Origin of the sequence: Variovorax sp. IB41, assembly GCF_016405905.1 — a bacterium.
Taxonomy (GTDB): domain Bacteria; phylum Pseudomonadota; class Gammaproteobacteria; order Burkholderiales; family Burkholderiaceae_C; genus Variovorax.
In genome coordinates this window covers 141,581-154,555 of sequence record NZ_JAEFCB010000008.1, presented here as the reverse complement: position 1 = coordinate 154,555, position 12,975 = coordinate 141,581, and the positions used below count along the sequence as shown (strand labels likewise).

Sequence of the window (12,975 nt, the reverse complement as noted above, 5' to 3'; positions counted from 1 at the left end):
TTTCGCGAAATCAAGGGGGAGGCCGCAGGCCGGAGGACATTCGCGAAACAGAGCCCACCGTCGGCGGGAGTGCCGCCCCGAACACGCGCATTGCCTTGATGCAACGCCCCCAAACCATCGACCTCAAATATGCTTGAGCTCCCGATGGGAGGCCTTCTGACATGCATGTGACACCCAAGCCCCGCAAACTCTTGGTGCTGGACCTCGATGAAACGCTGATCCACGCCACCGAAGGCACGCTTGCGCACGACGAGGATTTCCGCGTAGGGCCGTATCGCGTTCATCTGCGACCGCACCTCGCCGACTTCTTGAGCACCGTGCTCGCGCAGTTCAAGGTGGGCGTCTGGACCGCATCGGGCGAAAGCTACGCGTCGCAGGTTGTCGAACGCATCTTTCCGAACGGCGGCCTGGAGTTCGTGTGGTCCAGCGCGCGCTGCACGACGGCACGAGACTTCACGACGGGTGGCTATCAGACGATCAAGAACCTGCAGAAATTGAAGTCCAGGGGCTATCCGCTCGAATCGATCATCGCGGTCGACGACACGCCCGCGAAGTACGCGAGGAGCTACGGCAATCTCGTCACGGTGCGCGAGTTCCTGGGCGACCGGTCCGATGCCGAACTGCCATTGCTGGCGGCTTACCTCGCGCATCTCGCGGAGGCGCCGAACGTCCGGACGGTCGAGAAAAGGGCGTGGCGCGAGCACGCCAAGCGCATGCAATCCCCGGACTGAACGCACGCGCTCTCCATTGAAAAAACATCCGATGCAAGCCATTCAAAACTTCAACCTGCCCTCGCTGCTCGACACCTTCGTGAGCGTGGCGATCGCCTTCACGCTCGGCTCGCTGATCGGCCTGGAGCGGCAGATACGCCAGCGCGCCGCGGGCCTGCGCACCAACACGCTCGTGGCCGTTGGCGCCGCAGTGTTCGTGGACATGGCGAACCGCTTGCACGGCCACGACGGCGCCGTGCATGTGGCGGCCTATGTGGTCTCGGGCATCGGCTTCCTGGGGGCGGGCGCGATCATGAAGGAAGGCACCAACATCACGGGCCTGAACACGGCGGCCACGCTGTGGGGGTCGGCGGCGGTGGGCGCCTGCGCGGGCGCGGACCTGATCGGCGAGGCGATGATCGCCGCGTTGTTCGTGCTGGCCAGCAACACGCTGCTGCTGCCGGTGGTGAATCGCATCAACCGTCGCCCGATCAAGGAAGAGTCGAGCGAGGCGACCTACACGGTGCGGGTGATCTGTTCGCGCGCGGCGCGGCCCGAGGTGATGGACCAGCTGCTGCTCCTGCTCGAAGCCGCGAACTACCCGGTGCGCGATGTCGACCAGCACGCCTTCGGGCCGGCCGACACGGAGATCGAAGCGACGCTGTACGCCACCGCGGTCGAGCCGCTGGAGCTCGACCAGGTGATTACAGAACTCGAAGCGCTGAGCGGCGTCCAGCAAGCCTTCTGGAACGCCAGCGCAGACGATTGATCAGACGCCCATGATCGAGACGGCCTTGGTGTTCAGGTACGCCTCGAGCGCCTCGGGGCCGCCTTCCGAACCGTAGCCCGAATCCTTCACGCCGCCGAACGGCATTTCGGGCGACGGGGTGGCCGGCTGGTTGATCCACAGCATGCCCAGCTCGAGCTTCTGGCTCAGCAGGTGGGCGTTCTTGATCGACTTGGTGAAGGCGTAGCCGGCCAGGCCGAAAGGCAGGCGGTTGGCTTCGGCGATGGCTTCGTCGAGCGTGTCGAAACCGCGGATCGCGGCGATGGGGCCGAAGGGTTCGTTGTTGAACACGTCGGCGTCCAGCGGCACGTCGGTCAGCACGGTGGGGGCGAAGAAGTTGCCCGAGTCGCCGATGCGTTCGCCGCCGGCGGCCACGGTGGCGCCCTTCTTGCGCGCGTCTTCCAGCACGTAGGCCATCGCGGTGAGGCGGCGTGCGTTGGCCAGCGGGCCGATGGTGGTGCCTTCGGCGAGGCCGTCGCCCAGCTTCAGGCCCTCGGTGTACTTGACCAGCGTGCGGGCGAACTCTTCGCGCAGGCTGTTGTGCACCAGGAAGCGGGTCGGCGAGATGCAGACCTGGCCCGCATTGCGGAACTTGGCGGCGCCGGCGGCCTTGACGGCCAGGGCGACGTCGGCGTCTTCAGCGACGATCACCGGGGCGTGGCCGCCCAGTTCCATCGTGACGCGCTTCATGTGCGAGCCGGCCAGCGCGGCCAGTTGCTTGCCGACCGGGGTCGAGCCGGTGAAGGTGACCTTGCGGATGATCGGGTGGGCGATCAGGTAGTTCGAGATTTCAGCGGGGTTGCCGAACACGAGACCCACGGTGCCGGGCGGGATGCCGGCGTCGACGAAGGCCTGCAGCAGCGCGGCGGGCGAGGCCGGGGTTTCTTCAGGCGCCTTCACCAGGAACGAGCAGCCGGTGGCCAGCGCCGCGCCGAGCTTGCGCACGATCTGGTTGATCGGGAAGTTCCACGGCGTGAACGCGGCGACGGGGCCCAGCGGCTCCTTCAGCACGAGCTGCTGCGCGGCCAGGTTGCGCGAGGGCACGATGCGGCCGTAGACGCGGCGGCCTTCGTCGGCGAACCATTCGATGATGTCGGCGGCGGCCAGCGTCTCGCCCTTGGCTTCGGCGAGCGGCTTGCCCTGCTCCTGCGTGAGCAGCTTGGCGATGTCGCCGGCGCGTTCGCGGATGAGGCCCGCGGCGCGGCGCATGACGGCGGCGCGTTCGTTGGCGGGCGTGTTGCGCCACTTGTCGAAGCCACGCTGGGCGGCGGCCAGGGCGCGGTCCAGGTCGGCAATGCTGGCATGCGCCACCTTGCCGATGACCTTGCCGGTAGCGGGGTTCACGACGTCCAGCGTCTTGCCGCCGGTGGCGTCGACCCATTCGTTGTCGATCAGGAGGCGGGTGTCGGTGTAGGTGGCGGTCATGGCGAACTTTTCCTTCGGGGACGGATGATGAAAAGGGGAAATCTGGGGTGCGCGGTGCGGCACCCTGGGAGGGTGCGCATGCGACAACGGCGGCAAATCGCCGCCGGGTGCATAGATTAACCCGACTTCGACCAACCCCGCCGGGGCCCGGAAATCGCCCTTCCCGCCCCTTTTTTCGTCCCGTTACAGGATCAGGAGCGCGCGGAAATCGTTGACGTTGGTGTTCGTGGGCCCCGTCACGAACAGGTCGCCGATGGCGTCGAAGTAGCCGTACGCGTCGTTGCGGTCGAGGTGGTCCGAGAGCTTCCGGCCCGCGGCCGTGGCGCGCGCCAGCGTGTCGGGCACGACGAAGGCGCCGGCGTTGTCTTCCACGCCGTCGATGCCGTCGGTGTCCGCCGCCAGCGCCCACACCTGCGGCTGGCCCATGAGCGCACCGGCCAGGCCCATGCAGAACTCGCCCGCCCGGCCGCCCCGGCCCTTGGCCTGGCCCGGCTGGCGCGGGCGGATGGTGACCGTGGTCTCGCCGCCCGAAAGAATGACGCAGGGCCGTGCGAACGGCTCGCCGCGGTGCGCCACGGCGCGGGCCAGCGCGGCATGCACCTTGCCGACTTCGCGCGATTCGCCTTCGATTTCGTCGCTCAGGATGTGCGCCTCGATGCCCGCCTCGCGCGCCGCCCTGGCCGCAGCCTCCAGCGACTGCTGGGGCGTGGCGATCATGTGGGTCTCGTGGCCGGCGAAGGCCTTGTCGTCGGGCTTGGGCGTTTCGAGCTCGCCGCTTTCCAGCTGGGCGCGCACGGGCGCGGGCACTTCGATGCCGTAGCGGTCGAGGATGGCGAGCGCATCGGCGCAGGTGGTCGCATCGGGCACCGTGGGGCCGCTCGCGATGACGGCCGCGTCGTCGCCCGGCACGTCGCTGATGGTGAGCGTCACCACGCGCGCCGGCGCGCAGGCCGCCGCGAGCCGGCCGCCCTTGATGCGCGAGAGGTGCTTGCGCACGCAGTTCATCTCGCCGATGCCGGCGCCGCTGTCGAGCAGTTGCTTGTTGATGCGCTGCTTGTCGGCCAGCGTGAGGCCTTCGGCCGGCAGCACCAGGAGCGACGAGCCGCCACCCGAAATCAGGCACAGCACCAGGTCGTCGGCCGTGAGGCCTTGCGTCAACTCGAGGATGCGCTCGGCCGCCTGCTGTCCGGCCGCGTCGGGCACGGGGTGCGCGGCCTCGACGATCTCGATGCGCTGCGGCACGCCTTCGGGGCGCGGCGGAATGTGGTCGTAGCGGGTGACGACGAGGCCCGAGAGCGGCGCGTCGGCCGGCCACAGGGCTTCGAGCGCCTGCACCATCGAGCCGCCGGCCTTGCCGGCGCCGAGCACCAACGTGCGCCCTTTCGGTGGCTGGGGCAGGTGCGCGCCCAGCGTGGACAGCGGCAACGCCCGGTCCACCGCCACGCGGTACAGGTGTTCGAGGAAGGCGCGGGGGGCTTCGCGCGGATCGGGCGCGGGCCCGAAGGACGGGGTCGATGCGGTCATGGCTTGCGTTGTCTCCATCCGGCAATTGTGCGGGGAGCGGTGGCCCGCTCTCTTGACCGCGGTCTAGTTTGCGAGCTAGTTGGTTTTGGCTCCGCCCTGGAACCAACGGCTGATCAATGCGCGCTCTTCGTCGGTGATGCCGGTCGCGTTGTTCATCGGCATGATCTTGGTGACTACCACCTGCTGGTAGATCGCCTGCGCATGCGCGGCGACCTGTTCGGGCGAATCGACGCGCACGTTCTTCATCTGCACGGCCGCGCCATGGCACATGAAGCAGCGCTGCTCCAGCACCTTCTGCACGTCGGCGTATGCGACCGCGGGCGCCGCTGCGGCAGCCACGGGAGCGGCGGCCGGCTCGGGCTTCATCCACACGATCGTGAGGCCCAGCACCACGATGCCGACCAGCGCATACGGCAGCGGGTTGCCCGCGTTGCCCAGCTTGAAGCGGTGCCGCACCACGAAGAACTGCCGGATGGCCGCGCCGCCCAGCATGATGAGCAGCAGAACGATCCAGTTGTACTTGTGCGTGTAGGTGAAGCTGTAGTGGTTGCTCAGCATCGCGAACAGCACCGGCAGCGTGAAGTAGGTGTTGTGCACGCTGCGCTGCTTGCCGCGCTGGCCGTGCACCGGGTCCACGGGCCTGCCCTCGCGCAGCGCCGCCACGTTCTTGCGCTGGCCGGGGATGATCCAGAAGAACACGTTGCCGCTCATCGTGGTGGCCATCATGGCGCCCACCAGCAGGAAGGCCGCGCGGCCCGCGAACCACTGGCAGGCCAGCCAGGTCGCGAAGACGATGAAGATCGCGATCAGCACGCCCACGATGGTGTCGCCGTTCTTGCGGCGCCCGAAGATCTGGCAGATGCCGTCGTAGACCATCCAGAACACCACGAAGAAAGCCAGCGCCACGGCGATGGCGGCGCCGGGCTGCCAGTCCATCTTCGACTTGTCGATGAGGTAGGTGCTCGCGTTCCACAGGTACGACATGGTGAAGAGCGTGAACCCGGTGATCCAGGTGGAGTAGCTCTCCCAGTACGACCAGTGCAGGTGGTCCGGCAGCTTCTTGGGCGCCAGCGCGTACTTCTGCATGTTGTAGAAGCCGCCGCCGTGCACGGCCCACTGCTCGCCGCCCACGCCCTTGTCGAGCGATTCGGGGTCCTGCGGTTTTTCGAGGCTGTTGTCCAGCATCACGAAGTAGAAGGAGGCGCCGATCCAGGCGATGGCGGTGATGACGTGGACCCAGCGCAGCAGCAGGTTGGCCCAGTCGAGGTAATAGCTTTCCATGTGCTCTCTCGCAACCCTCTAGACGCGTGGGGCGTCCAAGAGGGGTTTCAGCCTGCTCACCACTGCGGGCGCTGTAAGCAGAGAAAGTGCCGCGAACGCAGGCTCCATGAAATGGGCCTCGCTCCGCTGCGGCTTGTTGTGGACTGAAAGTGTATACAGTTTTATCAAGGAATAGGGGGATTTTCTTCAAACGAAGCACTGAAAACCCTCGCTGTGCAACCGAAGCAAGCTCCATTCCAGAAACACCGCGGAACCGGCTTTGCCGGGCCGCTGGTGTTGCCCCCGGTAGGGGGTTGGCGAAGCGACACGCAGTGCCGCGCAGCCTGGGGGCGAGTCATATGCTCAACAACTGTGCCGCCACCGCAACCGCGATCACCTCGGGCTCCTTGCCGGTGATGCCGGGCACGCCGATCGGGCAGGTGATGCGCGCGAACTCGTCGGCCGTGAAGCCGCGCGCTTCGAGCCGGTGGCTGAAGGTCGCCCATTTGGTCTTGCTGCCGATGAGGCCGATGTAGGGCAGGTCGTCGCGCGTGCGCAGGCGCTTCAGGCACGCGATGACGATGTCCAGGTCTTCGGCGTGGCTGAAGCTCATGATCAGCACACGGCTTCCGGGCGCGAGCGCGGCGACGGCGTCCTGCACGGGCTCGGAATGCTCGGTGTCGATCTGCGCGGGGAGCTCATCGGGAAAGACGCCGTCGCGGCTGTCGATCCAGCGCACCGAGAACGGCAGCGCGGCGAGCAATCGCGCGAGCGCGGCGCCCACGTGGCCGCCGCCGAAGAGCGCCACGGGCTTGAGCTTGGCGACGAGTTCGCGCTGCAATGCGGGCGCATCGGCCGCGGTGATGCGCTGGTACGACAGGTACATCACGCCGCCGCAGCACTGCCCCAGGCTGGGGCCCAGCGGGTAGCGCTGGACGCCGTCGATGGCGCGTTTTCCCGCGAGCAGTTCGCGCGCTTCCTGCGTGGCCTGGAATTCGAGCTGCCCGCCGCCGATGGTGGCCGTGAGCGCATCGGCCCACACCGCCATCCACGTGCCGGCCTCGCGCGGCGCCGAGCCCTGCGTGGACTCGACGCGCACCAGCACCGCGTCCTCCGTGCGCAGACGCGCCAGCAGTTGATCGACCGCACCGCTCATGCCCGATACCTTCGGTTGCCGGATCCGCGAGGACTCACGGTATAAACCCGGCGATGAATGTCCAGCTTACGCCGCGCCGCCTTGCCCTGGCGGCATCCGTTCTTTCGTGCGCCCTCTGGCTCGCCGGCTGCGGCAGCCCAGGGGCCGTGCCCGGCCAGTTGAGCGGCGCGAAAGCCGGCGCTTCCGGCGCCGTGCCGCGCGCATCGAATGCGGCCACGGCGCGCGACTACCGGCGCGATGCCGCGCGCCACGTGTACGACCTCAACCGCTCGCGCATCTACAGCGGGCAGTTGCCGCCGATCCTCTACGCGGTCGGCACCCTGCAGGTGAACCTGGACACCGGCGGCAAGGTGGTCTCCATGCACTGGCTCCGCGCGCCGCAGCATGCGCCCGAGGTCATCGCCGAGATCGAGCGCGCCGTGCTGCAGGCCGCGCCCTTCCCGGCCGCCACGCGCCTGGGCGCGGTGACGTGGACCGACACCTGGCTCTGGGACAAGAGCGGGCGCTTTCAACTCGACACGCTCACCGAAGGTCAGCAACAAGGCGACTGACCTCAGGAGCCGCGGTACGTGGAGTAACTCCACGGGCTGACCAAGAGCGGCACGTGGTAGTGCTGGTCGGTGTGCGCCACGCCGAAATCCAGCGACACCTTGTTCAGGAAATTGGGCTCGGGCAGCGTCACGCCGCGCGCCTTGAAGTAGCCCGCCACGTCGAACACCAGGCGGTAGGTGCCGACCTTGATGGAATTGTTGTCGTAGAGCGGGCCGTCGCTGCGGCCGTCCGAATTCAGCGTGAAGCGCTTCACCAGCGTGGCGGCATCGCCGTCGGTGGTGTACAGCGCCACTTCCATGCCGGCCGCGGGGCCGCCGTGCATCGTGTCCAGTACGTGAGTGCTCAAGCCCATGGGGCGCTCCTTCAAAGATCGAGAAAGATCGAGCGATGGGCTCGGATCGGGTGCGGGAAATTCCGGTGGACAAAAGTGTATACAGTTACCGGCTTTGGGTCTATCATGAAAAACATGGAGTCCTCCACCACCCGTTCGATCGTCGATGCCCTCACGAAGGCCATCGTCGAGCACCGCCTGCAGCCCGGCACCAAGCTCGCCGAGCAGAAGCTGGCCGATCATTTCGGCGTCTCGCGCACGCTGGTGCGACAGGCCCTCTTCCAGCTCTCGCAGAACAAGCTCATTCGCCTGGAACCCGCGCGCGGCGCCTTCGTCGCGGCCCCGGCAGTCGACGAGGCCAAGCAGGTGTTCGCGGTGCGCCGCATGCTCGAAGCCGAGATGACGCGCGAGTTCGTGCGCACCGTCACGCCCGCCAAGATCAAGGCGCTGAAGGAACACGTCGCGCTCGAGAAATCCGCCGTGTCGGGCGAAGACATCTCGGGCCGCACCGAGCTGCTGGGCGACTTCCACGTGCGCATGGCCGAGCTCATGGGCAACACGGTGCTCGCGCAGATCCTGGGCGAACTCATCTCGCGCTGCGCCCTCATCACGCTCATGTACCAGAGCACCAGCGCCGCCGAGCACTCCAACGACGAGCACGCCGACATCGTGAAAGCGCTGGCTGCCCGCGACGAAGAGCGCGCCGTGCGCCTCATGACCGAACACCTGGAACACGTCGAGGCGAACCTCACCTTCGACCGCAAGGTTCCCACCAACGACATCTCCCTCGCGCTGTCCTGATCCACACCATGACCGTCTACGACACCACCCTGCCCTACCCGCGCGACCTCGTCGGCTATGGCCGCAACCCGCCGCATGCCCAATGGCCGGGCGGCGCGCGCATCGCGGTGCAGTTCGTCCTCAACTACGAAGAAGGCGGCGAGAACGCCACGCTGCATGGCGACGCGGGCTCCGAGCAATTCCTCTCCGAGATGTTCAATCCGGCCAGCTACCCGGACCGCCACATCAGCATGGAAGGAATCTACGAGTACGGCTCCCGCGCGGGCGTCTGGCGCATCCTGCGCGAGTTCGAAAAGCGCGGCCTGCCGCTCACCGTGTTCGGCGTGGGCATGGCGCTTGAGCGCTACCCCGAGCTCACGGCCGCCTTCAAGGAACTGGGCCACGAGATCGCCTGCCACGGCTGGCGCTGGATCCATTACCAGAACCTCGATGAAGCCACCGAGCGCGAGCACATGCGCCTGGGCATGGAAGCCATCGAAAAGCTCACCGGCGAGCGCGCCCTCGGCTGGTACACCGGCCGCGACAGCCCGCGCACCCGGCGCCTGGTGGCCGACTACGGCGGCTTCGAGTACGACAGCGACTACTACGGCGACGACCTCCCGTTCTGGATGAAGGTGCAGAAGACCGACGGCACGGTGGTGCCGCAGCTCATCGTGCCCTACACGCTCGACGTGAACGACATGCGCTTCGCGCTGCCGCAGGGCTACTCGCACGCCGACCCGTTCTTCCAGTACATGAAGGACACCTTCGACGCGCTCTACGCCGAGGGTGACGCGAGCGGCGACAACAGCCCCAAGATGATGAGCATCGGCATGCACTGCCGCCTGCTCGGGCGGCCCGGCCGCATCACCGCGCTGCAGCGCTTTCTGGACCACATCGCGCAGCACGACCGCGTGTGGGTCTGCCGGCGCGTGGACATCGCGCGGCACTGGAAGCAAACGCATCCCTACACATCCGGCGCCGCATCGGCCGTCACAGGAAGCTGACCATGAGCCTCACCCTCTCCCAACTCAACGCCGCCGTGCCGGCCGAAGCCGTCGCGCTGCTCGACGGCATCTACGAACACTCGCCGTGGATCGCGCAGCGCGCGCTCGCCGCGCGCCCGTTCCGCTCGCTCGCGCACCTGAAGCACGCCCTGGTGCAGGCGCTGGCCGCATCGTCGAACGAAGAGAAGATCGGCCTCGTGCGTGCCCACCCTGAGCTCGCAGGCAAGGCGATGGTGAGCAAGACGCTCACGGCCGAATCGACCAACGAGCAGAGCAAGGCAGGCTTGACCGACTGCACGCCCGAAGAGTTCGCCAGGATCCAGAAGCTCAACGCCGGCTACAACGCGAAGTTCGGCTTCCCGTTCATCCTCGCGGTGCGCGGCCCGCGCGGCACGGGTCTCGCAAAGCGCGAGATCATCGACACCTTCGAGCGGCGTATCTTCAACCATCCTGAATTCGAACTCGGCGAAGCGCTGCGCAACATCCATCGCATCGCCGAGATCCGCCTGAACGACAAGTTCGCGGCCGACGTCTCGCTCGGCAACGACGTGTGGGACTGGCAGGAACAGCTCTCGGCGCACACCGATCCGGGCTATGCCGAGAAAGGCCAGCTCACCGTCACCTACCTCACCGATGCGCACCGCGCCTGCGCCGCGCAGATCAGCGCGCTGATGCGCGACGTGGGCTTCGACTCGGTGCACATCGACGCCGTGGGCAACGTCGTCGGCCGCTACGAAGGCGCGACGCCCGACGCCAAGACCCTGCTCACCGGCTCGCACTACGACACCGTGCGCAACGGCGGCAAGTACGACGGGCGCCTGGGCATCTTCGTGCCGATCGCCTGCGTGCGCGAACTCGCGCGGCAAGGCAAGCGCCTGCCCTTCGCCTTCGAGGTGGTCGGCTTCGCGGAAGAAGAAGGCCAGCGCTACAAGGCCACCTTCCTCGGCTCGGGCGCGCTCATCGGCCATTTCGACCAGCGCTGGCTCGACCAGAAGGACGCCGACGGCATCACCATGCGCGAGGCCATGCAGCACGCGGGCCTGAAGCAAGAAGACATTCCGAAGATCCAGCGCGATCCGGCGCGTTACCTCGGCTTCGTCGAGGTGCACATCGAGCAGGGCCCGGTGCTCACCGAACTCGACCTGCCCCTGGGCATCGTGACCGCCATCAACGGCGGCGTGCGTTTCGTGGGCGAAGTGATCGGCACGGCCAGCCACGCCGGCACCACGCCGATGGACCGCCGCCGCGACGCTGCCGCCGCGGTGGCCGAACTCATCCTCTACACCGAGCAGCGCGCCGCGAAAGACGGCGACTCGGTCGGCACCGTCGGCATGCTCGAAGTGCCCAGCGGCTCCATCAACGTGGTGCCGGGCCGCTGCAAGTTCAGCCTGGACATGCGCGCGCCGAACAACGCGCAGCGCGATGCGCTCACCAACGACGTGCTCGCCGAATTCAAGGCCATCTGCGAGCGCCGCGGCGTGCGCCTGGAGATCGAGGAAAGCATGCGCGCCTCGGCCGCGCCGAGCGCGCCCGACTGGCAGCAGCGCTGGGAGAAGGCGGTCGATGCGCTGGGCATTCCGCTTTTCCGCATGCCAAGCGGCGCGGGCCACGACGCGATGAAGCTGCACGAGGTGATGCCGCAGGCCATGCTCTTCGTGCGCGGCATCAACTCGGGCATCAGCCACAACCCGCTCGAATCGAGCACCAACGACGACATCCAGCTCGCGGTGCAGGCCTTCCAGAACCTGCTGGCCGACCTCGCCGCTGAACAAGCTCATTGATTTTCAAAAGAACAACCATGACCGACTACGCCAAGCTCGACGCCTGGATCGACGCCCACTTCGACGAGGAAGTGAAGTTCCTGCAGGAACTCGTGCGCGTGCCCACCGACACCCCGCCCGGCAACAACGCGCCGCACGCCGAGCGCACCGCCGAGTTGCTCAAGGACTTCGGCCTCGATGCCGAGAAGCACGCCGTGCCCGCGCAGGAGGTGAAGGACTACGGGCTCGAGTCGATCACCAACCTGATCGTGCGCCGCCAGTACGGCAGCGGCGGCCTGACGGTCGCGCTCAACGCCCACGGCGACGTGGTGCCTCCGGGCGAAGGCTGGACGCACGACCCCTACGGCGGCGAGATCGCCGACGGCAGCCTCTACGGCCGCGCCGCCGCGGTGAGCAAGAGCGACTTCGCAAGCTTCACCTTCGCCCTTCGCGCACTCGAAGCCGTCGCCAAGCCAGCCAAGGGCAGCGTCGAGCTGCACTTCACCTACGACGAGGAATTCGGCGGCATCCTCGGCCCGGGCTGGCTGCTCGAGAAGGGCCTGACCAAGCCCGACCTCATGATCGCGGCCGGCTTCAGCTACGAAGTCGTCACCGCCCACAACGGTTGCCTGCAGATGGAGGTGACGGTGCACGGCAAGATGGCCCATGCCGCCATTCCGACCACCGGCGTCGATGCGCTGCAGGGCGCGGTGAAGATCCTCAACGCGCTCTACGCGCAGAACGCGCTCTACCAGGAGGTCACTTCGAAGGTCGAGGGCATCACGCACCCATACCTGAACGTCGGCCGCATCGAAGGCGGCACCAACACCAACGTCGTGCCCGGCAAGGTGGTGTTCAAGCTCGACCGCCGCATGATCCCCGAGGAGAACCCGGTCGAGGTCGAAGCCACGATCCGCAAGGTGATCGCCGATGCGGCCGCCGAAAGCGCAGGCATCACGGTGGACATCAAGCGCCTGCTCTTGGCCAATTCGATGAAGCCGCTCGCGGGCAACAAGCCGCTGGTCGATGCGATCCAGAAGCACGGCAGCGAGCTGTTCGGCGAGCCGGTCAAGGCCATGGGCACGCCGCTCTACACCGACGTGCGCCTGTACGGCGAAGCGGGCATTCCGGGCGTGATCTACGGCGCCGGCCCGCGCACCGTGCTCGAGTCGCATGCCAAGCGCAGCGACGAGCGCGTGGTGCTCGAAGACCTGCGCCGCGCCACCAAGGTGGTGGCGCGCACGCTCAGCGACCTGCTGGCCTGAGCCTCGAGGCCGCCCCGCGCCCTCTTCAGTGGGCGGCCTTCAGTTTTTCGAGCTCGGCCTCTTCCTCGCGCAGCTTGCCCTCGCGCTGCGCGATCTTGTCGGCGCGGCCTTTCTCGTTGGCCTGCGCGAGTTCGCGTTGCCGCTCGGCCACCTTGCGCTCCTGCGCCTGAACGCGCTTGCGGTGTTCGGCCTGCAGCCGCTCTTCGCTGCAGTTGCGCTGGTTGGCGCTCATCGCGCGCTCCAGGCCGCGCACGCGCTGCGCCTGGCCCTTGGCCTTGGCCGCGTCGATGTCGCGCTCGATGGCCTCGCGCTTGGCGTTGCAGCTTTCGCTGGTGATCGGTTGCGCGGCCGCGCTTAACGAGAGGGTCGCGAGGGCCGCGACAAGAATCGATGGGAGAAGGTGTCGCACGTGTTGTCC

13 protein-coding genes are annotated in these 12,975 nt (G+C 67.4%); 7 read left to right on the top strand and 6 right to left on the bottom strand.

All coding sequences use genetic code 11. The features are described 5' to 3' along the window. The first annotated feature begins 161 nt into the window (after positions 1-161). Together JC881_RS16715 and JC881_RS16710 are read left to right on the top strand one after the other, a co-directional pair. Complete coding sequence (locus JC881_RS16715; RefSeq protein WP_198786823.1) at positions 162-731, top strand: HAD family hydrolase; 570 nt, start codon at positions 162-164, stop codon at positions 729-731. Positions 732-762: 31 nt separating this feature from the next. Then, on the top strand, positions 763-1,479 hold the full coding sequence (locus tag JC881_RS16710; RefSeq protein WP_198786822.1) for an MgtC/SapB family protein: 717 nt from the start codon (positions 763-765) through the stop codon (positions 1,477-1,479). On the opposite strand, the gene JC881_RS16705 is transcribed toward JC881_RS16710, so the two are convergent. From JC881_RS16705 to xdhC, 4 genes are all read right to left on the bottom strand, one after another. Further along, the gene (locus JC881_RS16705) at positions 1,480-2,922 is read right to left on the bottom strand and encodes an NAD-dependent succinate-semialdehyde dehydrogenase (RefSeq protein WP_198786821.1); all 1,443 of its coding nucleotides are present in this window, start codon (positions 2,920-2,922) and stop codon (positions 1,480-1,482) included. It abuts the gene before it with no gap. Positions 2,923-3,105: 183 nt separating this feature from the next. Continuing rightward, complete coding sequence (locus JC881_RS16700; RefSeq protein WP_198786820.1) at positions 3,106-4,446, bottom strand: glycerate kinase type-2 family protein; 1,341 nt, start codon at positions 4,444-4,446, stop codon at positions 3,106-3,108. A 75-nt stretch (positions 4,447-4,521) separates the two neighbouring features. Further along, positions 4,522-5,727 carry a urate hydroxylase PuuD gene (locus JC881_RS16695; RefSeq protein WP_198786819.1) on the bottom strand — a complete coding sequence of 402 codons (1,206 nt, stop codon included), beginning with the start codon at positions 5,725-5,727 and terminating at the stop codon, positions 4,522-4,524. A gap of 334 nt (positions 5,728-6,061) precedes the next feature. Next, complete coding sequence (gene xdhC / locus JC881_RS16690; protein ID WP_198786818.1) at positions 6,062-6,862, bottom strand: xanthine dehydrogenase accessory protein XdhC; 801 nt, start codon at positions 6,860-6,862, stop codon at positions 6,062-6,064. Between the two features lie 53 nt (positions 6,863-6,915). Here xdhC and JC881_RS16685 point away from each other — a divergent pair, with 53 nt between their 5' ends. Continuing rightward, positions 6,916-7,413, top strand: a complete 498-nt coding sequence (locus JC881_RS16685) for a hypothetical protein (RefSeq protein WP_198786817.1) — start codon at positions 6,916-6,918, stop codon at positions 7,411-7,413. A 2-nt stretch (positions 7,414-7,415) separates the two neighbouring features. Here JC881_RS16685 and uraH read toward each other — a convergent pair whose 3' ends face one another. Then, positions 7,416-7,766: a hydroxyisourate hydrolase gene (gene uraH / locus JC881_RS16680; protein WP_198786816.1), complete on the bottom strand. Its 351-nt coding sequence runs from the start codon at positions 7,764-7,766 to the stop codon at positions 7,416-7,418. Between the two features lie 114 nt (positions 7,767-7,880). On the opposite strand from uraH, the gene JC881_RS16675 reads away from it, so the two are divergent. The 4 genes from JC881_RS16675 to JC881_RS16660 are packed head-to-tail and all read left to right on the top strand — an operon-like array spanning position 7,881 to position 12,557. Beyond that, a complete protein-coding gene (locus tag JC881_RS16675) occupies positions 7,881-8,546 on the top strand; it encodes a GntR family transcriptional regulator (protein ID WP_233101840.1) in 666 nt (221 codons plus the stop codon). An 8-nt stretch (positions 8,547-8,554) separates the two neighbouring features. Next, the gene (puuE, locus tag JC881_RS16670) at positions 8,555-9,532 is read left to right on the top strand and encodes an allantoinase PuuE (protein WP_198786815.1); all 978 of its coding nucleotides are present in this window, start codon (positions 8,555-8,557) and stop codon (positions 9,530-9,532) included. Positions 9,533-9,534: 2 nt separating this feature from the next. Further along, entirely contained in the window at positions 9,535-11,313 is a 1,779-nt protein-coding gene (gene uraD, locus JC881_RS16665) for a 2-oxo-4-hydroxy-4-carboxy-5-ureidoimidazoline decarboxylase (RefSeq protein WP_198786814.1), read from the top strand. A gap of 17 nt (positions 11,314-11,330) precedes the next feature. Further along, positions 11,331-12,557: a M20 family metallopeptidase gene (locus tag JC881_RS16660; protein ID WP_198786813.1), complete on the top strand. Its 1,227-nt coding sequence runs from the start codon at positions 11,331-11,333 to the stop codon at positions 12,555-12,557. A gap of 25 nt (positions 12,558-12,582) precedes the next feature. Here JC881_RS16660 and JC881_RS16655 read toward each other — a convergent pair whose 3' ends face one another. Then, positions 12,583-12,966: a DUF1090 domain-containing protein gene (locus JC881_RS16655; RefSeq protein ID WP_198786812.1), complete on the bottom strand. Its 384-nt coding sequence runs from the start codon at positions 12,964-12,966 to the stop codon at positions 12,583-12,585. Positions 12,967-12,975 lie beyond the last annotated feature (9 nt).